Here is a 25,625-nt window from a genome sequence, read left to right on the forward strand (position 1 = left end):
CATATCGGGCGGACATATCTGGAGGGCATGTGAACATCACCACCACCACCGTGTCGCTGACCGTGGACGACGTCGAGGCGTCCAGCGGGTTCTTCACCACGCACCTGGGCTTCCGCGAGGCGCTGGCCGACGAGGGGTTCGCCTCGCTCACCCGCGACGACGCGGCCGCCGACGTCGTGCTGTTGCGGCGGGGCAGCGAGGTGCTGCCCGAGAACCTGCGCCACCAGCGGCCGGCGGGCGTCATTGTCGCCTTCACGGTGACCGACATCGCGGCGGAGTCCGACAGGCTGGTTCGCGAGGGCGCCAACATCACCATGGAGCTGCGCCAGGAGCCGTGGGGGGAGAAGCTGCTGCAGCTCACCGACCCCAACGGCGTCGTGATCCAGCTCGTGGAGTGGGTGGCCCCCGCCGGGACGTGAGGCCGGCCGAGGCCGGCTGAGGCCGGACCGGGACGTCGCGGACCGGCCCGCAGGGCCGGGTAGTCTCGGACGTTGTGCCGAGCATTCCGCAGCCCCTTGTCCCAGGTGACGACGGGAGCGCCGACGACGCCGTCGCCGCCGCGCTGACCGCCTTCTCCTCAGGTACGGCCGACGCCACCGCCGTCCTGTCGGCGCTGAGCACGTCCAGGCTGCTGGTGCCGGTCGTGGCGCTGCTGACCGAGTCCGAGGTGGGCGAGCACGGGCTCAGGCAGGAGAAGGAGAGCGAGATGGCTCTCCCCAAGCTCATCGGCAAGGACGGCAGGCAGGCGGTGATCGCCTTCACCGGCGTCGAGGCGCTCACCCGATGGCGTCAGGACGCCCGGCCCATCCAGGCGACCACGCTGCAGGTGTGCCAGGCGGCCGTGCACGAGGGCGCGGCGGCCGTGGTGGTGGACGTGGCGGGCCCGGTGCCCTTCGTCATCGAAGGCGGCGTGCTCGAGGCGATGGCCGCGGTGGAGTCGGGCACGCTCGACCAGGTCGGCCCCTCGGTCACCGTGGCGCGATTCGCCGAGAGCACCGAGCCGAGGCGGCGCCGCTTCCCCTGGTCGCGCCGCCGCTGACCACCCGATCGCTCGAGGAGCCCGGCGTCACGGCGGGCCGCCCGCGCCGCCGGAGCGGCTTGATGGAGGCACGCCCGCCGGTGACCGCGGTGGCCGCTCCGTGCGGGAGCCGTACGGAAAGCCCTGACAGAGCCCCCGGAGCACGGGGAGGATGGCGGGATGGTCTGGGCGGCGGCGCTGACGGGGTTCGTCGTGGGTGTCCTGGTGCGCGCGCTGGCCGACGGGTTCGAGCCCGACCCCGTCGACCCCCGTGCCGAGGCCAGGCGGGTGTTCGCCGGCCTGGCGGGCAGGGTGCGCCTGGCCAAGCCGGTGATCGAGCCGGCGACCGCGGCCGTGTTCGCGCTGCTGGCCTGGCGGATGGAGCCGGTCTACCTGCCCGCGCTGCTGTACGCCGCGGCCGTCGGGAGCGCCCTCGCCGTGATCGACTGGCGCACCCAGCGGCTGCCCGACGTCCTCACGCTGCCCTCCTATCCGATCCTCGCCCTCCTGCTGCTCCCCACGGGACGCCTCACCGACGCGCTGCTGGGCGGCGCCGCGCTGCTGCTGCTGTACGGCGTGCTGTGGTTCGTCAGGCCGACGGCCATGGGTCTTGGCGACGTCAAGCTGGCCGGGCTGATCGGCATGGCAGCGGGCGCGGTCGGCTGGAACGCCTGGGTCGCCGCGGCGCTGGCGGGACAGCTGCTCGGCGCCCTGTACGCCATCGCCCTGCTCGTCCTGAGAAGGGCCGACAGGTCGGCGGAGTTTCCCTTCGGTCCTTTCATGCTGGCCGGCGCGCTCTGTCTCGCCTGGTGAGCGGTGTCCATCTCACCGCTCCGCACATGGAAGACTTGTGAGCATGTTGCGTTGGTTGACCGCCGGAGAGTCCCACGGCCCCGAACTCGTCGCCATCCTGGAAGGCCTGCCCGCGGGGGTGGAGGTGACCACGGCCGCGATCGACGAGGCGCTGCGCCGTCGCCGCCTCGGCTACGGCCGCGGCGCCCGGATGAAGTTCGAGGAGGACAAGGTCTCCATCGTCGGTGGCCTGCGCCACGGCCGCACGCTGGGCAGCCCCGTCGCCATCCGCGTCGGCAACACCGAGTGGCCCAAGTGGGAGAAGGTCATGGCGGCCGACCCCGTCGACCCCGCCGAGCTCGAGGGCATGGCGCGCAACGCGCCCCGCTCGCGCCCCCGCCCCGGCCACGCCGACCTGGCGGGCATGCAGAAGTACGGCTTCGACGACGCCAGGCCCGTCCTCGACAGGGCCTCCGCCCGCGAGACCGCCGCCCGCGTCGCGCTCGGCGAGGTCGCCAAGCGCTTCCTCAGGCAGGCCCTCGGCGTCGAGCTGTTCAGCCACGTGGTGTCGATCGGCGCCGCGCAGTCGCCGGGCAACGTCTTCCCCGTCCCCGCCGACCTCGAGGCGATCGACGCCGACCCCGTCCGCTGCGCCGACCCCGAGGGCAGCGCCGCGATGGTGGCCGAGATCGACAGGGCGCACAAGGACGGCGACACCCTCGGCGGCGTCGTCGAGGTCCTGGCCTACGGCCTGCCGCCCGGCCTCGGCAGCTACACCCACTGGGACCGCCGCCTCGACTCCCGCCTGGCCGGCGCCCTCATGGGCATCCAGGCCATCAAGGGCGTCGCGGTCGGCGACGGCTTCGAGACCGCGCGCAGGCCCGGCTCGCGGGCGCACGACGAGATCGAGTACACCACCGAGGACGGCGTCAGGCGCGTCACCAACCGCGCGGGCGGCGTCGAGGGCGGCATGACCAACGGCGAGGTGCTGCGCGTCAGCGCCGCGATGAAGCCGATCTCGACCGTCCCGAGGGCCCTGGCCACGATCGATGTCAAGACCGGCGAGGCGGCCAAGGCCCACCACGAGCGCTCCGACGTCTGCGCCGTCCCCGCGGCGGGCATCGTCGCCGAGGCGATGGTCGCCCTGGTGCTGGCCGACGCGGCCCTCGAGAAGTTCGGTGGCGACTCCGTGGAGGAAGTCGCCCGCAACCTGTCCGGCTACCTCTCCTCGATGGTGATCAAATGACCAAGGTCGTGCTCATCGGCCCGCCAGGGTCGGGCAAGACGACACTGGGCCGTCTGCTGGCGCAGCGGCTCGGCCTCACCTTCCGCGACACCGACTCCGACGTCGAGGCGGTCGCGGGCAAGGCCGTGAGCGAGATCTTCATCGAGGACGGCGAGGAGCGCTTCCGCGAGCTGGAGCACGAGGCGGTCCGCGCGGCGCTGGCCGAGCACGACGGCGTCCTGTCCCTCGGCGGCGGCGCGATCCTGCACGAGAAGACCCAGGAGCTGCTCGGCGGCCACCCCGTGGTCTACCTCGAGGTCGGCCTGGCCGACGCCGTCCAGCGGGTCGGCCTCGGCTCGGCCCGTCCGCTGCTGGTGCTCAACCCGCGCAGCCAGCTGAAGAAGCTCATGGACGAGCGCCGCCCGATCTACGAGCGCCTGGCCGTCCTCAGAGTGGTCACCGACAAGCGCGACCCCGAGGAACTGGTGGAGGAGATCGTGAAGGGGCTGCCCGCATGAGCGCCACCCGCATCACGGTACGCGGCGAGAGCCCCTACGACGTGGTCATCGGCACCGGCGTGCTCGCCGAGCTGCCCGGCCTGCTGGGCGAGGGCGTCCGCACGGTCGCCGTCGTCCATCCCGCCACGCTGCCCGAGATCTCCCGCCCGGTGTGCGGGGCGCTGGAGGCGGCCGGCTACGACGTCGTCTCCCTGCCGGTCCCCGACGGCGAGGCGGCCAAGTCCGTCGAGGTGGCCGCCCAGCTGTGGTCGGCCTTCGGCAGGTACGGCATCAGCCGCTCCGACGCCGTCGTCGGCGTGGGCGGCGGCGCGACCACCGACCTGGCGGGCTTCGTCGCCGGCACCTGGCTGCGCGGCGTCAAGGTCGTCCTGGTGCCGACCACGCTGCTGGCGATGGTCGACGCCGCGGTGGGCGGCAAGAACGGCATCGACACCCCCGAGGGCAAGAACCTCGTCGGCACCTTCCTGCCTCCGGCGGGCGTGCTCTGCGACCTGGCCACACTGCCCTCGATGCCGCGCGACGACTACGTCGCGGGGCTGGCCGAGATCATCAAGGGCGGCTTCATCGCCGACCCGACCATCCTCATGCTGGTCGAGGACGACCCCGCCGCCGCCACCACGCCGGAGGGCGAGCACACCCGCGCGCTCATCGAGCGCAAGATCCAGGTCAAGGCCGACGTGGTCGGCGCCGACCTGCGTGAGGCGGGCCTGCGCGAGATCCTCAACTACGGTCACACGCTCGCCCACGCCATCGAGCGCGCCGAGCACTACCAGATCAGGCACGGCGAGGCCGTCGCGATCGGCATGGTCTACGCCGCCGAGCTGTCGAAGCTGGCCGGCAGGGCCGACCTGGTCGAGCGCACCCGCACCATCCTGACGTCGGTGGGCCTGCCCACCTCCTACCGCAAGGACGCCTGGCCCGAGCTGCGCGACCACATGCGGCTCGACAAGAAGAACCGCGGCGCCAAGCAGCGCTTCGTCGTCCTCGATGGCCTGGCCAAGCCCGGCCGCCTCGAGGACCCGCCTGAGGAACTGCTGGAGGCCGCCTACCGCGAGGTGGCGCGATGATCTACGTGCTGAACGGGCCCAACCTGGGGCGCCTGGGCACTCGCGAGCCCGAGATCTACGGGGCCGACACCTACGCCGACCTCGTCGAGCTGTGCGTGTCCACAGGCAAGGAGCTGGGCCTCGAGGTCGAGGTCAGGCAGAGCGACTTCGAGGGCGAACTCCTCTCCTGGCTGCACGAGGCCGCCGACCGGCGCATCCCCGTCGTGCTCAACCCCGCCGCCTTCACCCACTACTCCTACGCCGTGCGCGACGCCGTCGCCATGCGGACGGCGCCGCTGATCGAGGTGCACATCTCCAACCCCGCCGCTCGCGAGGAGTTCCGCCACACCTCCGTCGTGGCGGGCGTGGCCACGGGTACGATCGCGGGCTTCGGCCTGCAGTCCTACGTCCTTGCCCTGCGAGCGATGGCCGACCTGATCAGATGACGCACTACCGTTCGTTCGTCGCCCTCGGCGACAGCTTCACCGAAGGACTCAACGACCCCGGCGTCGACGGCCACTTCCGCGGCTGGGCCGACAGGGTCGCCGAGGTGCTGGCCACCAAGGAGCCCTCCTTCCAGTACGCGAACCTGGCCGTGCGGGGCAAGCTCATCGACCAGATCGTGGCCGAGCAGGTCCCCACGGCGGTCGCGATGAAGCCCGACCTGGTCAGCTTCTGCGCGGGCGGCAACGACCTGCTCAGGCCGGGCAGCGATCCCGACCAGATGGCCAAGAAGCTGGCCGGGGCCGTCCGGCAGCTGCGGGCCACCGGCGCCGAGGTGCTGCTGTTCACCGGCGTCGACCCGCGCGACACGCCGCTCATGCGGCGCATGCGCGGCAAGTTCGCCATCTTCTACCTGCACCTGCGCTCCATCGCCGACCTGTACGGCTGCCGCGTCGTCGACCAGTGGTCGATGCAGGCCATCCGCGACTGGAGGGCGTGGAGCGACGACCGCCTGCACATGAACGAGGAGGGGCACCGCCTGGTCGCCGCCCGCGTGCTCGACGTGCTGGAGGTCCCCTGCGACGACACCTGGCGCAAGGACTGGCCCTCGCGCTCCGTCGACCCCAGGGTGAAGCGGCGCGAGGACGCCCGATGGGTCAAGGAGTTCCTGGTGCCGTGGGTCAACCGGCGCCTGCGCGGCACCTCCTCGGGCGACGGGCTCGACCCCAAGCGGCCCGACCTCAGGCCGTGGGAACTCCGCTAGATCCGATCTAGCGACGATCTAGCGCCTCCTTGGTGAGAGGAGGTGCGAGATGACGCCCAAGGGCCCGCTGCGGACAGCGGTGATCATCGGCAGCACACGCGAGGGCAGGGTCGGCGAGAGCATCGGCCGATGGTTCGCCGCCCGTGCCGAGCTGCGCGACGATCTCGCGGTCTCGGTGCTCGACCTGGCCGACTACGCCTTCCCCTGCTGTTTCCCCGCCGTGGCCACACCCGCGATGCGCGCCTTCTCCCGCGCCGTCGCGGGGGCCGAGGCCTTCGCCGTGGTCACTCCCGAGTACAACCGCAGCTTTCCCGCCTCGCTCAAGCAGGCGATCGACTTCGCCTACGACGAGTGGCAGGCCAAACCGGTCGGCTTCGTGTCCTACGGCTCGGGCTCCGACGGCTTCTACGCGATCGAGCAGCTGCGCACGGTCTTCGTCGGACTGCACACCGTCACCGTGCGTGACGGGGTGGGCATCGACCTGCTCGGCGGGGGAGTGGACGACGGCGGCACGCCGTACGACACCGACGAACGCTCGCTGGCCGTGACCACCATGCTCGACCAGCTCCTGTGGTGGGGCCTCGCGCTGCGCGCCGCCCGCGCCACCCGGCCCTTCGCCTCCTGACGACCAAGGAAGAGGACGAAATCTCATGACAGAACTGGCAATCGAGACAAGAGGTTTGATCAAAACCTTCGGCGACACCCGCGCCGTCGACGGCCTCGACCTGGCCGTCCCCGCCGGCATGGTCTACGGCGTGCTCGGCCCCAACGGGGCGGGCAAGACCACCGCGGTCAGGATGCTGGCGACCCTCCTGCGCCCCGACGGCGGCGAGGGCAGGGTGTTCGGCCACGACATCGCCCGCGAGGCCGACCCCGTGCGCAACAGGGTGAGCCTGACCGGCCAGTACGCCTCGGTCGACGAGGACCTCACCGGCATGGAGAACCTCGTCCTGCTCTCGAGGCTGCTCGGTCACCGCAAGCCGGCCGCGAAGGAGCGGGCCGCCCAGCTGCTGGAGGCCTTCGGCCTCACCGCCGCGGGCGGACGGCTGGTCAAGACCTACTCCGGCGGCATGCGGCGCAGGATCGACATCGCCGCCAGCATCCTCAACACCCCCGACCTGCTCTTCCTCGACGAGCCCACCACCGGGCTCGACCCCCGCAGCCGCAACCAGGTCTGGGACATCATCCGCATCGTCGTCGCCCACGGCACCACGGTGCTGCTGACCACCCAGTACCTCGAGGAGGCCGACCGTCTGGCGGGCCGCATCGCCGTCATCGACAGGGGCAAGGTCATCGCCGAAGGAACTCCTGGCGAGCTCAAGTCCTCCGTCGGCGCGGGCGCCGTCCACGTACGGCTGCGCGATGCCGGCCAGCGGCCAGAGGCCGAGCGGCTGCTGACCAAGGCGCTCGACGCGCCCGTCTACCTGGAGGCCGACCCCGTGGCGCTGACCGCCCGTGTCTCCGCCGACGGCGCCGCCGCCGCCGAGCAGGCCGCCCTCGCCCTGTCGGAGCTGGCAGGGGCGGGGATCGTCGTCGACGACTTCTCCCTCGGCCAGCCCAGCCTCGACGAGGTCTTCCTCGCCCTCACCGACCACCCCGCAACCGAGAAGGAGATCGCGGCATGAGCACGGACACCTCAGCATCCACCACCGCCTACGTGCCGGTGGCCGAGACCCTCGGCACCGTCCTCGCCCCGTCCTCCCGCCCGCCGCGCCCGAGCGCGCTGTCGGCGTCGGTCACCTTCGGCTGGCGGGCGATGCTCAAGATCAAGCACGTCCCCGAGCAGCTCTTCGACGTCACCGCTTTCCCGATCATGATGACGTTGATGTTCACCTTCCTGTTCGGCGGGGCGCTGGCGGGCTCGCCTGGGCAGTACCTCCAGTTCGTCCTGCCCGGCATCATGGTCCAGAGCGTCGTGATGATCACCATGTACACCGGCATCGAGGTCAACAAGGACATCGAGCGGGGCGTGTTCGACCGCTTCCGCACGCTGCCGATCTGGCGGCCCTCGCCCATGGTCGGCTACCTGCTGGGCGACATGCTCCGCTACGTGATGGCCTCGGTCGTGATCCTCATCGTCGGACTGATCCTCGGCTTCCGCCCCGCGGGCGGCATCGCGGGGGCGGCGGCGGGCATCGCGGTGCTGGTCGGCTTCTCCTTCGCCTTCTCCTGGCTGTGGACCATGCTCGGCCTGCTCCTGCGCAGCGAGAAGTCGGTGATGGGGTGGAGCATGATGGTGCTGTTCCCGCTGACCTTCCTCAGCAACGTCTTCGTCGACCCGAGCACGATGCCGGGCTGGCTGCAGGTCTTCGTGGTGCACATCAACCCGATCAGCCACCTGGTGGCCTCGGTCCGCTCGCTGATGTCGGGCCAGCCGAACGTCGCCGAACTCGGCTGGGTCCTGGTCGCGGGCGTCGCGCTGATCGCGATCTTCGGCTCCCTGACCATGCGCCTGTACAACCGCAAGTAGCCCCACCCGGAAACCCGAACCCTCGGGCCCCGCCCGGAGGATCCGACGGTTCTGAAATCCGGACCGCCGGCTCCACCGCCCGAGGGATCTGGGCTGCCGGCCAGCCGCATGGCTCGGCGACTCGCACGAACGGCCGAACCCTCGTACCGCCAAGCCCGTGCCCCTTGATTCGGGTACGGGCTTGGCCGACGCCACGATTCAACTGCGCCGCGCGCCCACAAGCGCTCACTCGGCCCAAGCGGGCGAAGCGAGCGCTTGAAAGGGCGTGACCGCAGTAAGCCGGCCCGGGCCGCGTCCCTGAAGGGACGGTGCAGGAATGCCTTCTCAGCGGGGGTTCATGATCTCGGTGATCCGGAGGAACCCGTCGGTGCCGTGGCCACGCCCGATGGCGCGGCGAGCCAAGCCTTCAGCCGCACGCATCACGCTCGCGTCGATGCCGTGAGCCTCGGAGGTGTGGACGATATGGGCCATGGACGACACCGCCGACGTGATCGGGTTGTCCTCACCGGAGAACCGCCCGCTGTCCACATCGTCCGCGCCGAGTTCGAAGATCGGCGGAAGGATCGCGCCGATGCCCTTGGCGAACGGTGCCAGCTCCCGTGCGCTGACCCCCTCGGCTCTGGCCACCGCCAACGCGTGCGCGTAACCCGCCATCGCGGTCCAGAAGATGTCGAGCAAGGCGATGTCGTACGCAGCGGCCCGGCCGACGTCCTCACCGAGGTGGGTGTGGGTGCCGCCCAGGGCGTCCAGCACTGGCCGGTGCTCGCGGTACAGCGCCTCAGGGCCGCTGTGGAGGAAGACTCCGGCCGGTGTGCCGATGGTCGTGGTCGGCGTCATGATCGCACCGTCCAGGTACCCGATGCCGTGCTCGGCCGCCCAGGCCGCGGTGTCCCGGGCTCGATCGGGGGTGTCGGCGGTCAGGTTCACGACCGTGCGCCCCTTGAGCGCGTCGGTCACCGCACCGCGCCGCACGACGGCGTCCGCCGCGTCGTAGTTCACCACGCAGACCACGGTCAACCTGCTTGCGGCGACCGCCTCCTCGGGCGATCGGGCGCCGACCGCGCCTCGCTCGACCAGCTCCCGGTCCTTGCCCGGCGTCCGATTCCAGACCGTGGTCCGCAGCCCGGCATCCAGAAAGGCACTGGACAGCGCCCGGCCCATCGGCCCCAGGCCGAGCACGGTGACGGCAGACTGTTCAATGTGCGAGGTCATGCCTAACTCCTCGAAAATAAGCAAAACGATTACGAATGGGGATGAAAGTGACGCGGAGCCGTGCCCAGGACCCGAACGTCTGCGGAGTGACCGCCGCGATCGCAGTGATCGACGGCAAGTGGAAGTCGACTCTGCTGTGGGCCTTGGAGTCCGGTCCGCACCGTCCGGGCGAGCTGCGCCGGCGCCTGCCGGGCCTCACCGAGAAGGTGCTGACTCAGACGCTGCGGGAGATGGAGGCCGACGGACTGATCCACCGGGAGGTACACGATGTTCGGCCGCTGAAGACCGTGTACTCCCTGACCGCGTTCGGTCGCGAGCTCTCCGAAGCGCTGGCACCGCTTTCCGATTGGGGCCATCGCCGTCTGGAGAAGCTGGCCGAGTCCCAACTGGTCTCCTGAGACACCGCCAACCTCCCCGTCTTATCTGGATCCAAGGGCGTTCTGGCCCGCACGTCCAAGCTTCAGGCCGTCCTGGCCCGGTCGACAAGTACCCACAAAAAAGTGGCTACCGCAGGCAGCGGAGGGTACCGGTAGGACGACGGTTGCCCGAGGAATACGAGGCTAGAGGTGCCAGTTGGTGGTCGGGCGGGGGTCGTAGCGGCAGGTGGCGCCTGTGGAGACGGTGGCGCGGAGGTGCGCGGCGAGTGCGGGGTGAAGGCTGTCGAGTTTGCGCAACACATCGCGGATGCGTGCGGTGACCGTCTTGCGGGCGCGTTCCGCCTCGTCGCCGAGTCGGCGTGCCCTCCCGCCGAGGCCCGCTGCCAGGCGCAGCTCCGACAGCAGTGCCTCGCGCTCCCTGTCGAGCTCCGCCGCCTGCCTATCGTCGCCCAGCTCCAGGGCGCGTTCGGTCTCCTCGTCCAGCCGTGTCAGGTGGCTGCGGTAGCGGGCCTTGGCCTCTTCGTCTAGTACGGGGTCGCCGCCCATCCGCCGGGCGGCCACCACCACGTCGCCACCTTCAGGAGAGAGCAGCTGTACGGCAGGCAGCTCCGCGCCTGGCCTGCTCAGCAGCGTGTGGAGGTCGCGAAGGCCCTTGGCGTCGGGCATGTGAACGGTCCGCCCATCGAAGGAGAGCGTCCAAACGGCCCCCTCCCTCCTGAACGCGTTCCCCACGGGCCCCTGTCCACCCGAACCCGACAAGCCCGTCGCACCTGGAGCGAACGTGCCCCCTGAGCCTGCTGGCGTGCCCGAACCAGACGAGCCGCCCGCACTCAGACCAGGCGCGTCGCCTGAACCTACCGGTCTGCCCGCGCCCGAAGTAGGCGAGCCCGCCGAAGCCCGTGAGCTACCCGAGCCTCCGGGTGGGCCAACGGCAGATGGTCCCGTCGCGAACGAGCCGGTGGCGGAAGGGGAGCCGGAGGGCGTGTCAGTGAGTGGAGGGCCAGCCGGGAAGGAGGTGCCTGCGGCAGGCGAGCCCTCGGGCATGCCGACCGGAGACGACGACTCCGGCGTGCTCGGGGGACGTGCGGCACCGGGTGGGTCCCAGGACGGGACCCGTGGCTGCCCTGTGGCCGTGCCGCCTTCCTGCCGGTCCGCCGCACGGTCGTCGTGCCCCACGCTGTCACGCTCGATCGCCAGCTCCGAGGCGCGCCTCGCGTTCGCCTGCCGTACCCGATCGAGGCGGTCGGAGATGTCGCGGACGCCGAGGTCGGCGGCGTCGGCCGCCACCTGTGCCCAGAGGCGCTCGCCGGCCTCCGCGTCGCCAGGCCCCCCACGGGCCGTCAGCGCCGCGCCCAGCCGCAGCCTCGCCTCCACCGACCACGGGCGCGCCCGCAGGAGGTCGGCCGAGCGCGCGGCGGCGGTGAACGAGGCGATCGCCTCGTCCCACCGTTCCTCGGCCGCCTCCACGGCGCCCATCCAGAGGATGACGGGCCCACTGACGTCCCAGCCGTAGAGGGAGACGGCCCACTCGTCGAGATGGGGCTCCAGTGCCTCGCGCGCCTGCGCGCACAGGTCGGGGTCGCGGGTGAACGCCGCCGCCTCGGCAAGGAACCGCAGCCACAGGGGGCGCACGCCGTCGTCGGCGGGCTCGGGCACAGCGCGCAACAGCGCGGGATCGCCCCTGCCCTGCCTGAACTCCGACAGCGCCTCGAGCAGCCCGGGACATGGATGGCGGCTCGCGCGCAGGCGCTCGTGGACCTCCTCCAGCTCGGAGAAGCGCCCCTGCGCCAGCAGCGTGGCCCACCGGTGGTGTTCGAGCATGTAGCCGAAGTGGGCGTGGCCATGGCCGTGGCCCAGCTCCGACACCTCGCGTGTGAGCGACTCGGCCCTGGCGAAGTTGCCCGTGAGGGTGTCGATGATGCTCTGGTCGATCGAGGTGGACAGCCCGATGTTGAGCTGGTCGCTGGCCTTGCCCATCGCGACGTAGAGGCGGAACTGGTCGTGGAAGCGAGGGTCGCCGAGCTCGAGCAGCGCCACCCAGTGCAGCGCTGAGGTGAAGTGCTCCATCTCGACGTCGCCCCTGCGCCGGGCGAGCCCGCGCAGCTCCTCGGTCAGCTCGACCCGCTGCCTGGCCGTGCCAGGACCCCAGATGGTGTCGTGCACCGCCCACAGGGCGAAGGTCAGCGCCTCGTCGTCTGAGCTGTTCCTGGCCAGAACGCTCACCCGAAGGGCGAGGTCCTGCGCGAGCCGGTCGGGCGACGGGTTGACGGTGGGCAGCTCGCCGACGAGGCTGCGGTGGGCCTCGCGCAGGAGCGCGACGCTGCCGCGGCCGCTCTCTTCGGCCCCGCAGGTCTGGAAGAGGGTGAGTGCGACTCTGGCCAGCAGCTCGGGGTCGTCGAGCTCGCGCACGACGGCGATCGCCCTGTCGAAGGCCCGCGCCGACTCCTCGGCCTCGCCCGCGTGGTGGAGGAGCCTGCCGAACTCCAGGGCGATCTTGACCAGCCGTCTGGGGTCGCCCGCGCCCGCCAGCTCCATCGCCCTGCGCCAGTGGAGCCGCGACTCCTCCATGGCCAGCCGCTGGTTGGCCTGTCTGGCGGCGGTGACCAGGAGCTCGGTCGCGAGATCGGGGTCGACGTCGCCGCCCGCCAGATAGGCGTGGCGGGCCAGCTCTCCGGGCATCGCGGCGGGCAGGTCGCGCAGGCCATGGACGGCGGCCGCGTGCCGTGCGCGCAGCTCGGCCTGGTCGAGGGAGTCGTAGAGCGTCTCGCGGACCAGATCGTGGGCGAAGGTGAACACCCCGCCGCCCTGCGACCCGACGAGCCGGGCCGCCGCCGCCTGGGCGAGGAGCCTGTCGACCTGGGCGGCGGGCTCGGCGGCGACGGAGGCCAGCACCTGGCGGTGGAACTCACGCCCGAGCACGGCCGCGTCGGTGAGCAGTTTGACCACGGGAGCGGGCAGCAGCGACAGCCGCCGCCACAGAGTGTCGCGCACACCCGGAGGGATGGCAGCCACCGAACCGCCGCTGCGCCACAGCCTGGCGGTCTGCTCGACGAAGAACGGGTTGCCCCCTGTGCGGCGATGGATCTCCTGGACGACGTCGTCGTCGGGCCGGTGGCCGATCGTGCGGGTGACCAGCGCCGCCACCTGCGCGCGGTCGAGGCCGGTGAGCGCGATCACCGTGGCCCGCGCGGCCAGGGCGGACAGCGGCGGACCCAGCGGATGCTCGCCCTGCTCGACCTCCACGTCGCGATAGGTGCCGATCAGCAGCAGCCGCTCGAACCAGGTGTGCTGCGCGGCGAACTCGAGCAGCTTCAGCGACGCGCCGTCGGCCCAGTGGAGGTCGTCGAGGACCACGACCACAGGACGTGACTGCGACAGCGTCACCAGCGCGGTCGTCACCGCGTCGTAGACCTCGAAGGCGTCGGCCGCCTCCGCTCGCGCGCCGTCGCCCAGCAGCGCGGACAGGCTCCCGCCCGCCGCCTCCTCCATCGCGGGCCACTCGCCGCTGCGCCGCAGCGCCCTGATGACCTGCACCCACGGCCAGTAGCCAGGGGCCGCGTCGGAGTGCCAGCACGAGCCGCTCAGCACGAGCGCGCCCTGCCGTCTGGCCTGCTCGGCGGCGCTGGTCACGAGCGTGGTCTTGCCGATGCCCGCCTCACCTGTGACGAGCACCAGGCCGCCGTGGCTGCCGGTCACCCTGCTGATCTCGGCGCGCAGCAGCTCGGCAGGGTGCTCCCTGCCGATGAGTTCCGGCCCCGCGTCGTGAGTTCGCATCCTGCTCAGAAGGTAGCGGTTGGTGCCGACAAAAACCCGTGCCCCGGCCCGGAGTACGGTCCCGCAGATCGCCAGAGAGCGCTCTCTCGAGAGCTACAGTAAAGGGCGTGATTCTCTCGGAGATCCATGTCTACCCGATCAAATCGGTGACCGGATGGGCGGTCGACCGCGCCCACGTCCACCCGTGGGGCCTCGAAGGCGATCGCCGCTGGGCCGTGGTCGGCCCCGACGGCGACAACCTCTGGCTCGGCGAGTACCCTCGTCTGCTCGCCGTCACGGCCACCGAGCTCCCTGCGGGCGGCCTGCTGCTGTCCGCGCGGGGCCTGCCCGATCTCAGGGTGCCGCCCGCGGACGGCCCGAGCGTGCCCGTGGGTTTCACCGGCCTCGACCACGCCATGCTGGCCGCGCCCGAGGCGCACGCGTGGTTCACCGAGCTGCTCGGCGTCCCCGCCAGGCTGGTGTGGCTCGACGATCCCGCCCGCCGCTCCGTCGACCCCGCCCACGGCGGACTGCCCGGCGAGGTGGTGAGCTTCGCATGGGACGCCCCACTGCTGCTCATCACCACGGCCTCCTCGCGCAGGCTCGACGAATGGATCGAGCAGGGCGCCGCCGAACGCGGTGAGGCCTCAGGGGGCCCGCTCTCGCCGCTGCGCTTCAGGCCCAGCGTGATGGTCGAGGGCGCCGAGCCGTTCGAGGAGGACACCTGGCGCGAGGTCCGCATCGGCACGGTCTCCTTCCGCGTCTCCGAGCTGTGCGACCGGTGCGCGGTGACCACCATCGACCCTCACACCTACCGCAAGGGCAAGGAGCCTCTCCGTACGCTCGCCGCGCACCGCAGGTGGGACGGCAAGACCTGGTTCGGCATCCGCCTCGTTCCGCGGGACGTGGGCGAGATCCGGGTGGGAGATCCCGTGATCGCGGGATAGAAGGGGATCCGTGGGGCGGCCGGTTCCGACCCGGCGGGAGCTCTCAGCCCGTCAGGCGTTTCAGGGCGGTGCGGACCACCGCCGGGTCGCTCGTCCTCCAGAACGGCGGCAGCGAGTTCAGCAGGAACCCGCTGTAACGCGCCGTGGCCAGCCGGGGGTCGAGCACCGCCACCACCCCCTTGTCGTCCTGCGCCCTCAGCAGCCGCCCCGCCCCCTGCGCCAGCAGCAGCGCCGCGTGGTTGGCCGCCACCGCCATGAACCCGTTGCCGCCCTTGGCGACCACGTGCCGCTGCCTGGCGGAGGTGAGCGGATCGTCGGGCCTGGGGAACGGCACCCTGTCGATGATCACCAGCCGCAGTGACGGCCCGGGCACGTCCACGCCCTGCCACAGCGACAGCGTGCCGAACAGGCACGTCGGCTCGTCTTCGGCGAACTGCTTGACCAGCAGCATCGTCGAGTCGTCGCCCTGGCACAGCAGCGGGACCTCGAGCCTGTCGCGCAGCGCCTCGGTGGCGGCCTTCGCCGCCCGCATGGAGGAGAACAGCCCCAGCGTGCGACCGCCCGCCGCCTCGATCAGCTCGGCGATCTCGTCGAGGTAGGCCTGCGGCAGCCCGTCGCGCCCCGGCTGGGGCAGGTGCTTGGCGACGTAGAGGATGCCCGCGCGTGGGTGGTCGAAGGGCGAGCCGACGTCGATGCCCGTCCACCCGCGCTTACGGCTGTCGCTCTCTCCTGCCGAGCTCGAGCCCCTTCCCTCCGGGTCGCCGAGCCCCCACTGCTTGGCCAGGCCGTCGAAGGTGCCGCCCAGCGCGAGAGTGGCCGAGGTGAGCACCACGGTGCGCTCGCCGAACAGCTTGTCGCGCAGCATGCCGCCCACGCTCAGCGGCGCCACGCGCAGCGTCGCCGGACGCCGGTCGGTGCTGCCGTCGAGCCACACCACCTCCGCCCTGTCGACCTCGGTGGCGTGGCCGTAGGCCTCGAGCATGCGCACGGCGGTGTCGTGCACCTCGTCGAGCGCGGTGAAGGCCGCCTTGCGCTGGCCGGCCTTGTCGGGGTCGTCCTTGTCGGCGCCGCGCGAGCCCATCGCCGTGAGACATCTGGCGGAGCTGTCGCGCACGAGGGCCAGGGTGAGACCGAGCACCTCGGGAAGCTCGTCGATGCGGCCGGGCGGCGCCGCCTCCAGCAGCGCCTTGAGGTCTTCGCCCGCCTCGAGGAGCTGGTCGGCGATCGGCTGCTCGATGAGCCTGCCGACCCGCCGTACGGCCAGCGCGATCGCCGCCTCCGACAGCTCGTCGGTCACCACCGAGGTGACCCTGTCGACCAGCTCGTGCGCCTCGTCGACGACCACCACCTCGTGTTCGGGCAGGATCGCCATGCCCTCCATGGCGTCGATCGCCAGCAGCGCGTGGTTGGTGACCACCACGTCGACCTCTCCCGCGCGCGCCTTGGCGAGCTCGGCGAAGCACTCGGCGCCGCTCGGGCAGCGCTGGGCGCCCAGGCACTCCTTGGCGCTCACCGAGAACTGCCGCCAGGCCTGCTCGTTGACGCCGGGGACCAGCTCGTCGCGGTCGCCCGTGGTCGTCTCCTCCGCCCACTCCTGGATGCGCTGGACCATCCGGCCCGTCGCGCTCACCTCGCGCGGATCGAAGAGCTGGTCCTCCTCCTCGGGCCACCCCGCCGTCGCCTTGTAGCGGCACAGGTAGTTGCGCCGCCCCTTGAGGATGGCGAAGGTCGGCTCGTGCGGCAGCTCCTTGCCCAGGGTCTCGGCCAGGCGCGGCAGGTCGCGGTCGACGAGCTGGCGCTGCAGCGCGATCGTGGCGGTGGAGACCACCACGGGGGAGTCGGACTCCATCGCGTGCCTGATCGACGGCACCAGGTAGGCCAGCGACTTGCCGGTGCCCGTGCCGGCCTGGACGGCGAGGTGCTCCTCGTCGTCGATGGCCTTCTGCACGGCCTTGACCATGGTGATCTGCCCAGGCCGGTCGCTCCCTCCCAGGGCGCCCACGGCGATGGATAGCAGCTCTTCGACTGGAGGGAGAGTGGAGTCCGGCACGGCAGAAACCGTACCCGGTCGCGGTGACAGAACGCGCAGTCATCGGGCGGACGCATCCTGGCGTTCCAGGCCCCGTCGGCCGTTCCCCGTGGCACACTTGCGGAGATAACCCGCCAGGTCAAAGAAGATCTTCCTGCTGTGGCGTGTGGGGCCCGAGGTGGGGGCGTAAGGCCCGTTTCGCTAGGGTTTCTGAAGGTTGAGTGGACGAATAAAGGCTGGTTAAAGCAGTATGTCTGCCATGTCGGAAGTTGTCCCGTTGCCGTCGTTCGGCGAAGTGTTCTTCGATGCACGAGGTCAGGAGCGGTGTCTCCGGGTCACGTGGCACGAGGGCACCCTGGTGCTCAGCCTGTGGCGAGGGGAGATGTGCACCGGCAGTTTCCGGATGCCGATGGAAGACGTCGGGCGGCTGCTCGACACCCTCGATGACGGCTACGCGGAGGCCACCGGCGAGCAGCCGCCCGTCGTGGTCGAGCCCCCCGTGGAGGTGGGCGAGTATCCGGGGACGGGCACCTACCACCGGCCACCGCCCTTCGAGCACGACCCGCAGCGCCCCCAGCACGACGACAGGCCCACGGCCACGCTCGCGCCCAGCGACGTCCTCGTGGCCAGGGGGGCGCCGCCGCAGCAGGACAAGCTCGTCGCCACGGCCTACCAGGACCAGCGCGAGCCCGTGATCGGCGCCGACGGCAGGCCACGCGCCGCCGAGCCGCAGGCGGCCAGGGCCGCCGACCCGCTGGGCGGGCCCGGCTACCAGATGCCCGACTACCAGATGCCCGTCGAGCGCTCGCCCCAGTCGACCGACCCGTTCGGCTTCCCCGGGCAGGGCGGCGCCCACCAGCAGACCCCTTCCGACCCGTTCGCCGCGCAGCAGCCCCTTCACCAGGCGGCCACGCAGCAGCTTCCGGTCCACCAGGACCCCTACGCTCAGCCGCCGCAGCAGGCCGCCCCCGCGCCGTACACCGACCCCTTCTCGCCGCCGCCCCAGCGCGCGCAGAGCGCCCCGGCGGTCCCGGGAGCGGCGGGTCTCGGCACGCCCATGCACGGCATCCCAGGAGCGGGCCGCAGGCCCGTCGCCGAGGCCTACCCGCAGCCCGAGCCGTACACCCCGCAGGACCAGTACGTCCAGCACGAGCAGTACGCCCAGCCCGAGCGGTACGCCCAGCCCGACCAGTACGGCAAGCCGGATCAGTACGGCCAGCCCGACCAGTACGGCCAGTCTGATCAGTACGGCGGGCCCGACCAGTACGGCCAGCCCGGCCAGTACCCACCACCCGAGCAGTACGGCCAGCAGCCCGGCTACCCGCAGTCGCCGCTGAACCCCGCCGACCCGCTCGGCCTCGGTCCTGGCGCCTACCAGACGCAGCCGCCGCACCAGCAGCCCGACCCGAGCATGCACCGCCCCTACGTCAACGACCAGATGTTCGTCACCGGCGAGCGCCTGCGCCCCGAGCAGCAGCACCAGGAAGACAGGACCGAGCGCCGCGAGTGGTGATCGGCAGGCCCCTGTCTAAGATGTCCCCGTGCCGAGTGAGAATCGTGCCGCGGGCCTGACCTGGTCCGCTGCCTAGCAGGGGGAGCGCGTGGAAGCGTCGACCGGCCTCTACTGGCTGCTCGTGGCGGGCGGGGCGATCGCGGTCGCCTGGGTGGCCAGGCGAAGGGGCTGGCCCGCTCCGCTGCTGCTGGTGCTGGCAGGGCTGGTGGTCTCGCCGCTCGTGCCCTCCATCAAGCTGGAGCCCGAGCTCATCCTCTACGTGTTCCTGCCGCCGCTGCTCTACTCCGCGGCGCTGGAGAGCTCCTACCTCAGCCTGCGCGAGAACAAGCGGGCGATCGGCATGCTCTCGATCGGCCTGGTGCTGTTCACCACGCTGGTCGTCGGCGGCGTGGTGCATCTGCTGCTGCCCGACCTGCCCCTGGCCGCCGCGTTCGCGCTGGGCGCGATCATCGCACCTCCCGACGCCGTCGCCGCCGTCGCGGTCGGGCGCAGGCTCGGCCTGCCGCGCAGGCCGCTGACCATCCTCATCGGCGAGAGCCTGTTCAACGACGCCACGGCGCTGACCGTCTACCGCGTCGCCATCGGCGCGGTCGTGGGCCACGGCATCAGCCTGATCGAGGGGGTCGGCGAGTTCCTCTACACCGCCGTCGGCGGCGTGCTGATCGGCCTCGCCGTCGCGCTGGCGTCCGGCTGGCTGCTGGGGAGGACGCGCGACGCGCTGGTCGAGAACACCGTGATGCTGCTGATCCCGTTCGCCACCTATCTGGGCGCCGAGTCGGTGCACGCCTCAGGCGTGATCGCGGTGGTGATCGTCGGGCTCTACCTCGGCTACCGGATGCACCGCACCGGCGCGGGCACCCGGGTGCTGCTGTCGTCGGTGTGGAAGGTCGTCGACTTCATGCTGGAGTCGATCGTCTTCGCGCTGATCGGCCTGCAGCTGGTGCCGGTGCTCAGCGGACTGGCGGGCCGCAGCCCATGGGAGGTGGCGGGCTACGTGCTTGCCATCTTCGCCGTCACCGTGCTGGCCAGGTTCGTATGGGTCTTCCCCTCGGCCTACCTGCCGCTGCTGTGGCTGAAGAGCGCGCCGAGGCCGCCGTGGCAGCACGTGGTCATCGTCGGCTGGGCGGGCATGCGCGGCGTGGTCTCGCTGGCTGCCGCCTTCGCCATCCCCGAGGGCTTCCCCGAGCGCGACCTGCTGCTCTTCCTGACCTTCAGCACCGTCATCCTCACCCTGCTGGTGCAGGGCCTGACCTTCCCCATGCTGATCAGGAAGCTGCGCGTCTCGAGCGAGCGCGAGGAGTACGAGGACAACCTGTCGGAGGCCGCCGCCCAGCAGGCCGCCGTCGAGGCGGGCCTGGCCAGGCTGGAGGAGGTGTTGCGCGAGGAGCCCGGCGACCAGATCCACGGCGAGGTCATCGACATGCTGCGGCAGAAGTCGGAGCGGCGCGCCCTCACCGCCTGGGAGCGCCTGGGCGGCGGCACCGGTCAGGGCGGCGCGGAGACGCCCAGCCGCCTCTACCGGCGCCTGCGCAGGGAGATGCTCGCCGCCGAGCGCGAGGTGCTCGTCAGGCTGCGCGACGAGCGAAGGCTGGACGACGAGGTGCTCCGCCGGGTGACGGCGGAGCTCGACTTCGAAGAGGCGATCCTCGAGCGCTAGCGCTAGCCCATGGTGTTGTCGGTGAAGCACCACCGCCAGTCCTCGCCCGGCTCGAACGACTGCATGACCGGATGACCCACCATGCGGAAGTGGCTGGAGGCGTGCTTGCCCGGCGAGGAGTCGCAGCAGCCGATGTGCCCGCAGTCGAGGCAGCGCCGCAGGTGCACCCAGCGGCCCCCCGTGGCCAGACACTCCTCGCAGCCCTCCGGTGTCCGCGGGGAAGGGTCTCCTGCCTTGGAAAGATGCTCGCAAATTGCCATGACAGGAAGCTTAGAACCAGAACAGGGTTCCAATTTGGTCGCACCCCTTGATCGAGCGCTTGGTGAAGGCGACTCTTTCTCTCATCGGGGGGTCGCCACCTAGGAGGCCCGCTTGCTTGAGGTTCGCAATCTCGAGGTCGTGTACGACGATGTGATGCTCGTGCTGCGCGGCGTCAGTCTCACCGTGCCGCCCGGCTCGATCGTCGCGCTGCTCGGCGCCAACGGCGCGGGCAAGACCACTCTCCTGCGCGCCCTGTCGGGCCTGCTCGACGTGCACGACGGAGAGATCACCAAAGGCTCCGTCACCCTGGACGGCAGGCCGCTCCACACCCTGAGACCCGCCCAGATCGTCAGGCGGGGCGTCAGCCAGGTCATGGAGGGCCGCCGCATCCTGGCCGAGCTCACCGTCGAGGAGAACCTCAAGGTCGGCGGACACACCGCCACCGAGTCGCACCTGGACCGCGTCTACGGCCTGTTCCCCGTGCTCAAGCAGCGGCGCAGGAGCGTGTCTGGCTACCTGTCGGGCGGCGAGCAGCAGATGCTCGCTGTCGGCAGGGCGCTCATGGCGGGCCCCCGCTACCTGCTGATGGACGAGCCGAGCCTCGGCCTCGCGCCCGCGCTGGTCGCGCAGATCCGCGACCTCATCATCGAGATCAACAAGCAGGGCACGACCGTCCTGCTGGTCGAGCAGAACGCCACCATGGCGCTGTCGATCGCCGCCCACGGCTACGTGATGGAGACCGGCAAGATCGTCATGGACAAGCCCGCGGCCGAGTTGCTGGCCGACGAGGACATCAAGGAGTTCTACCTGGGCCTGGGCGCCGAGGGAGCCGCCAAGTCCTTCAGGGACGTCAAGCACTACAAGAGAAGGAAGCGGTGGCTCTCATGACCGCCCCGGAACCCCCCGGCGCGCCCGACGTCCTCGACGTGCGGGACGTGCGGCTCTCGTTCGCCGGTGTGAAGGCGATCGACGGTGTCTCCTTCACCGTCGGCCCCACCGAGCTGTTCGCCGTGATCGGCCCCAACGGCGCGGGCAAGACCTCCATCTTCAACGTGCTGTCCGGCGTCTACCGTCCGCAGCAGGGCGGTGTCACCTTCCTCGGCGCCGACCTGCTCGGCAGGCGCCCGCACGAGATCGCCGCCATGGGCCTGGCCCGCACCTTCCAGAACGTCGAGCTGTTCCACAACCTGACCGTCCTGGACAACCTGATGCTCGGCCGCCACTGCCACTTCCGCTACGGCGCGCTGCCCGCCGTCCTTTGGTACGGCAGGGCGCGCAGGGAGGAGCTCGAGGCGAGGGCCAGGATCGAGGACATCGTCGACTTCCTCGAACTGGAGGCCTGGCGCAGGCACCCGGTGCGGCTGCTGCCGTACGGGGTGCAGAAGAGGGTGGAGCTCGGCCGCGCCCTGGCGATGGAGCCCAAGCTGCTGCTGCTCGACGAGCCCGTGGCCGGGATGAACCTGGAGGAGACCGAGGACATGGCCAGGTTCGTCCTGGACATCCGCGACGAGCTCGGCATCCCCATCGTGCTCGTCGACCACGACATGGGCCTGGTCATGGACCTGGCCGACCGGGTGCTCGTGCTCGACTTCGGCCGTCAGGTCGCGCTCGGCACGCCCGCGCGGGTGCAGCAGGACCCCAAGGTCATCGAGGCGTACCTGGGAGGCGCCGCATGACAATGACGGCAACGAGAACGCAGACCATCGCCACCAGAGTCCGCCGCAGGGCCGAGGAGAGCCCTGGCGCGGTCGCGATGCGCTACAAGGACTTCGGCATCTGGAAGGAGGTCGGCTGGCTCACCTACTGGACGCACGTCGAGCTGGTCGCGCACGCCCTGATGGCGCTGGGGGTGGAGCCAGGCGACAGGGTGGCCGTCCACTCGGAGAACAGGCCCGAGTGGCTCTACGCCGACCTGGCCACCGTCGCGATCAGGGGCATCACGGTCGGCCTCTACCCGACCAACCCGCCCGCCGAGGTGGCCTACCTGCTGTCGAACTCGGGCGCGAAGATCCTCATCGCCGAGGACCAGGAACAGGTCGACAAGGCCTTGGCGGTCATCGACGAGTGCCCCGACCTCGAACGCATCGTCTACCTGGAGCCGCGCGGCATCAGAGGGCGCTACGACGACCCGCGGCTGATGTCGTGGGAGGAACTGCTGGCCATGGGCGCCGAGCGGGCGGGTCCCCTGGAGGAGCGGATGGCGGGCGCCGAACCGGGCGACGTCATGACGCTCATCTACACCTCGGGGACCACGGGCCCGCCCAAGGGGGTCATGCTGACCGTGGCGAACGTGGAGTTCGCGGTGCGGACCCTGGTCGAGAACGGCGGCTTCACCTCGCCTCCGCCCTCGGAGCGCGACCTGATCGTCTCCTACCTGCCGCTGTGCCACGTCGCCGAGCGCGCCTTCACGGTCTGGTTCAACTCGGCCGCCGGCGTGCAGGTGAACTTCGCCGAGTCCATCGACACCGTGCAGGCCAACCTGCGAGAGGTGCAGCCGACCATCCTGTTCGGCGTGCCGCGCATCTGGGAGAAGATCCTCGCGCAGGTCAACATCAAGATCGACTCGGCCTCCCCGCTGAAGCGGCTCACCACCCGCCTCTGGCTGCGCGTGGCCGACCGCATCGGCGACACCCTCGTGCGCACGGGCGGCAGGCACACCATGGGCACCAGGGCGCTCTACGGCCTGGGCTGGCTGATGTGCTACCGCTCGCTGCGCGAGCGCCTCGGCATGCGCCGCGTCCGCTACGCGGCCTCGGGCGCCGCGCCCATCGCGCCCGACGTGCTCAAGTTCTACATGGGCATCGGCGTGGCCATGCACGAGGTGTACGGCATGAGCGAGAACACCGCGATCGCCACGGGCAACCGTCCGGGCAGGATCAGGCTCGGCACGGTCGGCGAGCCCCAGGAGGGCGTCGAGCTCAGGATCGACGAGCTGACGGGGGAGATCCTCACCAGGCACCCCGGCACCTTCGCCGGATACTGGCGCAATCCCCGCGCCACCGCCGACGTGCTGGACGAGGACGGCTGGCTGCACACCGGCGACGTCGGCGAATGGGTCGAGGGCACGCACGTGCGCATCACCGACAGGATGAAGGACATCCTCATCACCGCCGGCGGCAAGAACGTCGCGCCCAGCGAGATGGAGAACGCGCTGAAGGCCTCGCCGTACATCAAGGAGGCGGTGGTGATCGGCGACCAGCGGCCCTACCTGGTGGCGCTGATCGGCATCGAGCTCGACACCGTGGGGGAGTGGGCGCGCAGGCGCGGCCTGTCCTACACCACCTACAGGGACCTGTCGGAGAAGAGCGAGGTGCGTGAGCTGGTGCAGGGCATCGTCGACGAGGTCAACCAGAGGTTCGCCAGGGTCGAGCAGGTCAGGCGCTTCGCCTTCCTGCCCAAGGAGCTCGACCACGAGGACGGCGAGCTCACCGCCACCCAGAAGGTCAAGCGCTCGGCCATCGCCAAGCTGTTCGAGGAGCTCGTCGAAGGGATGTACCGCCGGTGACGGACGTGGTGGAGTCGGTCATCAGGGGCCTGGGCAACGGCTCGGTCTACGCGCTGCTCGCCCTCGGTTTCGTGATCATCTACAAGGCGACCAGGGTGATCAGCTTCGCCCAGCCGTCGCTGATGCTGGCGGGGGCCGTCGCGGTCAGCTACCTGGCCGAGGTCACCGGGTTCTACCTGGCGGTGCTCCTGGCGGGGCTGCTGATCGCGGGGGTCGCGCTGGTGATCGAGCGCGTCGCGATCAGGCCCATGGTGGGCCGTCCCTTCTTCGTGGTCGCGATCATCACGCTCGGCGTCGACGTGGTGGTGCGGGTGGTCGTGAACGCCTTCATCGGGCGCGACGTGCGCCAGATGGGCGACCCGTGGGGCTTCACGCAGGTCTCCTTCGGCCCGTTCGTGGTGCAGACCAGGTGGCTGGCCATGCTCCTGGTCACGGCCGTGCTCGTCGGCCTGCTGTTCGCCTTCTTCCGCTACACCAGGTACGGCCTGGCCATGCGGGCGGCCGCCTTCGACCAGGAGACCGCGCTCGCCCAGGGGGTCTCGGTCGGCATGGTGTTCGCGCTGTCATGGGGGCTGGCCGGCTTCCTGGCCGCGATCGCAGGCATGTTCGTCGGCACGGGTCAGGGCGTGGAGCAGCTGACCTGGATCATCGCGCTCAAGGCGCTGCCGGCGATCATCGTCGGCGGGCTCGACTCACTCGGCGGAGCGGTGGTCGGCGGCCTCGCGATCGGCGTGGTCGAGTCGCTGTTCCAGAGCTACCAGGGCCAGCTCGCGCCGTGGCTGGGACAGAACTTCGCGGTGGTCACGCCGTACGTGGTGATGCTGGTGGTGCTGCTCATCAGACCCTACGGCCTGTGGGGCACCAAAGAGGTGGAGCGGGTATGAGCGACAGGGAATCGCCGACGAAGGAACGGCGCCCGTGGAAGCAGGGGCGCCGGCCCATGGCCTGGGCCGCCGACATACCGACCGGACGGTCTCGCAGACCCCGTGGGCGCCCGCTGCTCTACACCTCCTACAGCCAGGACATGGCGCTGCTCGACACCGGGGCCAAGAAGGTCTGGACCGGGCTGCTGGTGCTGGTGGCGTTCGGGCTGTCGGTCGTGCTGGCCGACCGCTCGCTGGAGGTGCTGGCCGGCGCGTACGTGCTGGCGATCGGGGCGATCGGGCTCAACATCGTCACCGGCTACGCGGGCCAGGTCTCGCTCGGCCACGCCTTCTTCGTTGCGATCGGCGCCTACACGGGCGCGGCGCTGTCGGGGCCGCCCGGCGGCAGGACGCTCGGGTTCGGCGTCGCGGAGATCTGGATCTGGCTGCCGGCCGCGGGGCTGATGGCCGCAGCGGCAGGCGTGCTGGTCGCGCCGCTGGCCACCAGGTTGCGCGGGCTCTACCTCGCCGTCGTCACGCTCGGCCTGGTCTTCCTCGGCGAGCACGTCTTCAAGGAGTGGGACGCCCTGACGGGAGGGCCAGGCGTCGGCCGCTCGGCCGCGGTGCCGCAGCTGTTCGGCGTGCGTCTCGACCAGGACGGGCCGCTCGGCACCCGGGAGCAGCTGCTCTACCTGCTGATGCTGGTCCTGCTCATCGTCTTCGCCGTCGCCGCGCGCAACCTGGCGCGCTCGCGCATCGGCAGGGCGTTCATGGCCATCCGTGACCGCGACATCGCCGCCGAGGTCATGGGGGTGCCGCTGACCAGGTACAAGGTGCTGGCCTTCGGCATCTCCTCCTTCTACGCCGGCTGCGCGGGCGCGCTGCTCTACAGCATCAGCGGCTACGTGGAGCCCGGCTCCTTCAGCCTGCTGCTGTCGGTGCAGTTCATCGCGATGGTGCTGATCGGCGGGGTGGCCACCGTGTCCGGCGCGATCGCGGGCGCGCTGTTCATCTCGCTGCTGCAGCCGCTGACCAGGTCGCTGCCGGCGCTGGTGCCGTTCGTCAGCGCCGACACGACGGTCACTCCCAACGTCTTCCAGGTCGAGACCGTGCTGTACGGCCTGCTGATCATCCTCTTCCTGGTCTTCGAGCCGCGTGGTCTGTTCGGCGTCTGGATCCGCGTCCGTAACTACTGGAAGAGCTGGCCCTTCTCCTACTAAGAGAGGAAATTT

Annotated in this window: 24 protein-coding genes; 20 read left to right on the forward strand and 4 right to left on the reverse strand. The window is 71.0% G+C overall.

The annotated features are described in order from the left end of the window. Positions 1-29: 29 nt before the first annotated feature. The 11 genes from ABFX50_RS26910 (at position 30) to ABFX50_RS26960 (ending at position 8,276) form a co-directional block, all read left to right on the forward strand. Entirely contained in the window at positions 30-419 is a 390-nt protein-coding gene (locus ABFX50_RS26910) for a VOC family protein (protein ID WP_346150120.1), read from the forward strand. Between the two features lie 74 nt (positions 420-493). Continuing rightward, positions 494-1,039, forward strand: a complete 546-nt coding sequence (locus ABFX50_RS26915; RefSeq protein ID WP_346150121.1) for an SseB family protein — start codon at positions 494-496, stop codon at positions 1,037-1,039. A 159-nt stretch (positions 1,040-1,198) separates the two neighbouring features. Further along, positions 1,199-1,831 carry a prepilin peptidase gene (locus ABFX50_RS26920; protein ID WP_346150122.1) on the forward strand — a complete coding sequence of 211 codons (633 nt, stop codon included), beginning with the start codon at positions 1,199-1,201 and terminating at the stop codon, positions 1,829-1,831. A 43-nt stretch (positions 1,832-1,874) separates the two neighbouring features. Next, positions 1,875-3,056 carry a chorismate synthase gene (gene aroC, locus ABFX50_RS26925; RefSeq protein WP_346150123.1) on the forward strand — a complete coding sequence of 394 codons (1,182 nt, stop codon included), beginning with the start codon at positions 1,875-1,877 and terminating at the stop codon, positions 3,054-3,056. Continuing rightward, complete coding sequence (locus ABFX50_RS26930; protein ID WP_183645951.1) at positions 3,053-3,553, forward strand: shikimate kinase; 501 nt, start codon at positions 3,053-3,055, stop codon at positions 3,551-3,553. The genes aroC and ABFX50_RS26930 overlap by 4 nt, the downstream gene beginning before the upstream one ends. Then, positions 3,550-4,620 (forward strand): 3-dehydroquinate synthase, encoded by a 1,071-nt coding sequence (gene aroB, locus ABFX50_RS26935; RefSeq protein WP_346150124.1) that lies wholly within the window; start codon positions 3,550-3,552, stop codon positions 4,618-4,620. The genes ABFX50_RS26930 and aroB overlap by 4 nt, the downstream gene beginning before the upstream one ends. Further along, entirely contained in the window at positions 4,617-5,045 is a 429-nt protein-coding gene (gene aroQ / locus ABFX50_RS26940; RefSeq protein ID WP_183645948.1) for a type II 3-dehydroquinate dehydratase, read from the forward strand. Before aroB ends, aroQ begins: the two co-directional genes overlap by 4 nt. Beyond that, complete coding sequence (locus tag ABFX50_RS26945; protein ID WP_183645946.1) at positions 5,042-5,806, forward strand: SGNH/GDSL hydrolase family protein; 765 nt, start codon at positions 5,042-5,044, stop codon at positions 5,804-5,806. Before aroQ ends, ABFX50_RS26945 begins: the two co-directional genes overlap by 4 nt. A 49-nt stretch (positions 5,807-5,855) precedes the next feature. Continuing rightward, positions 5,856-6,431 (forward strand): NADPH-dependent FMN reductase, encoded by a 576-nt coding sequence (locus ABFX50_RS26950; protein ID WP_346150125.1) that lies wholly within the window; start codon positions 5,856-5,858, stop codon positions 6,429-6,431. A gap of 25 nt (positions 6,432-6,456) precedes the next feature. Further along, the gene (locus ABFX50_RS26955) at positions 6,457-7,431 is read left to right on the forward strand and encodes an ATP-binding cassette domain-containing protein (RefSeq protein WP_346150126.1); all 975 of its coding nucleotides are present in this window, start codon (positions 6,457-6,459) and stop codon (positions 7,429-7,431) included. Beyond that, positions 7,428-8,276, forward strand: a complete 849-nt coding sequence (locus tag ABFX50_RS26960; protein ID WP_346118745.1) for an ABC transporter permease — start codon at positions 7,428-7,430, stop codon at positions 8,274-8,276. Before ABFX50_RS26955 ends, ABFX50_RS26960 begins: the two co-directional genes overlap by 4 nt. A gap of 324 nt (positions 8,277-8,600) precedes the next feature. Here ABFX50_RS26960 and ABFX50_RS26965 read toward each other — a convergent pair whose 3' ends face one another. Further along, positions 8,601-9,512 carry an NAD(P)-dependent oxidoreductase gene (locus ABFX50_RS26965; RefSeq protein ID WP_346150127.1) on the reverse strand — a complete coding sequence of 304 codons (912 nt, stop codon included), beginning with the start codon at positions 9,510-9,512 and terminating at the stop codon, positions 8,601-8,603. 62 nt (positions 9,513-9,574) lie between these two features. Between ABFX50_RS26965 and ABFX50_RS26970 the strand changes: the two genes are divergently transcribed. Next, positions 9,575-9,886 carry a winged helix-turn-helix transcriptional regulator gene (locus ABFX50_RS26970; protein ID WP_346150128.1) on the forward strand — a complete coding sequence of 104 codons (312 nt, stop codon included), beginning with the start codon at positions 9,575-9,577 and terminating at the stop codon, positions 9,884-9,886. A 162-nt stretch (positions 9,887-10,048) separates the two neighbouring features. On the opposite strand, the gene ABFX50_RS26975 is transcribed toward ABFX50_RS26970, so the two are convergent. Further along, the gene (locus ABFX50_RS26975) at positions 10,049-13,639 is read right to left on the reverse strand and encodes an ATP-binding protein (protein WP_346150129.1); all 3,591 of its coding nucleotides are present in this window, start codon (positions 13,637-13,639) and stop codon (positions 10,049-10,051) included. Positions 13,640-13,746: 107 nt separating this feature from the next. Between ABFX50_RS26975 and ABFX50_RS26980 the strand changes: the two genes are divergently transcribed. Then, positions 13,747-14,565 (forward strand): MOSC domain-containing protein, encoded by an 819-nt coding sequence (locus ABFX50_RS26980; RefSeq protein ID WP_346150130.1) that lies wholly within the window; start codon positions 13,747-13,749, stop codon positions 14,563-14,565. Positions 14,566-14,608: 43 nt separating this feature from the next. On the opposite strand, the gene ABFX50_RS26985 is transcribed toward ABFX50_RS26980, so the two are convergent. Next, a complete protein-coding gene (locus ABFX50_RS26985) occupies positions 14,609-16,615 on the reverse strand; it encodes an ATP-dependent DNA helicase (RefSeq protein ID WP_346150131.1) in 2,007 nt (668 codons plus the stop codon). 238 nt (positions 16,616-16,853) lie between these two features. On the opposite strand from ABFX50_RS26985, the gene ABFX50_RS26990 reads away from it, so the two are divergent. Next, positions 16,854-18,107: a hypothetical protein gene (locus ABFX50_RS26990; RefSeq protein WP_346150132.1), complete on the forward strand. Its 1,254-nt coding sequence runs from the start codon at positions 16,854-16,856 to the stop codon at positions 18,105-18,107. Between the two features lie 88 nt (positions 18,108-18,195). Continuing rightward, positions 18,196-19,764 (forward strand): Na+/H+ antiporter, encoded by a 1,569-nt coding sequence (locus ABFX50_RS26995; protein WP_346150133.1) that lies wholly within the window; start codon positions 18,196-18,198, stop codon positions 19,762-19,764. A 2-nt stretch (positions 19,765-19,766) separates the two neighbouring features. Here ABFX50_RS26995 and ABFX50_RS27000 read toward each other — a convergent pair whose 3' ends face one another. Next, complete coding sequence (locus ABFX50_RS27000; RefSeq protein ID WP_183645923.1) at positions 19,767-20,024, reverse strand: UBP-type zinc finger domain-containing protein; 258 nt, start codon at positions 20,022-20,024, stop codon at positions 19,767-19,769. Between the two features lie 112 nt (positions 20,025-20,136). Between ABFX50_RS27000 and ABFX50_RS27005 the strand changes: the two genes are divergently transcribed. The 5 genes from ABFX50_RS27005 to ABFX50_RS27025 are packed head-to-tail and all read left to right on the forward strand — an operon-like array spanning position 20,137 to position 25,613. Further along, complete coding sequence (locus tag ABFX50_RS27005) at positions 20,137-20,913, forward strand: ABC transporter ATP-binding protein (protein WP_346150134.1); 777 nt, start codon at positions 20,137-20,139, stop codon at positions 20,911-20,913. Next, a complete protein-coding gene (locus ABFX50_RS27010; protein WP_346150135.1) occupies positions 20,910-21,701 on the forward strand; it encodes an ABC transporter ATP-binding protein in 792 nt (263 codons plus the stop codon). The genes ABFX50_RS27005 and ABFX50_RS27010 overlap by 4 nt, the downstream gene beginning before the upstream one ends. After that, on the forward strand, positions 21,698-23,530 hold the full coding sequence (locus ABFX50_RS27015) for an AMP-dependent synthetase/ligase (protein ID WP_346150136.1): 1,833 nt from the start codon (positions 21,698-21,700) through the stop codon (positions 23,528-23,530). Before ABFX50_RS27010 ends, ABFX50_RS27015 begins: the two co-directional genes overlap by 4 nt. After that, positions 23,527-24,414 carry a branched-chain amino acid ABC transporter permease gene (locus ABFX50_RS27020; protein WP_183645917.1) on the forward strand — a complete coding sequence of 296 codons (888 nt, stop codon included), beginning with the start codon at positions 23,527-23,529 and terminating at the stop codon, positions 24,412-24,414. Before ABFX50_RS27015 ends, ABFX50_RS27020 begins: the two co-directional genes overlap by 4 nt. Beyond that, positions 24,411-25,613, forward strand: a complete 1,203-nt coding sequence (locus ABFX50_RS27025) for a branched-chain amino acid ABC transporter permease (RefSeq protein WP_346150137.1) — start codon at positions 24,411-24,413, stop codon at positions 25,611-25,613. Before ABFX50_RS27020 ends, ABFX50_RS27025 begins: the two co-directional genes overlap by 4 nt. The last annotated feature ends 12 nt before the right edge of the window (positions 25,614-25,625 follow it).

The organism is Nonomuraea recticatena (assembly GCF_039533245.1).
Taxonomy (GTDB): Bacteria; Actinomycetota; Actinomycetes; order Streptosporangiales; family Streptosporangiaceae; genus Nonomuraea; species Nonomuraea roseola.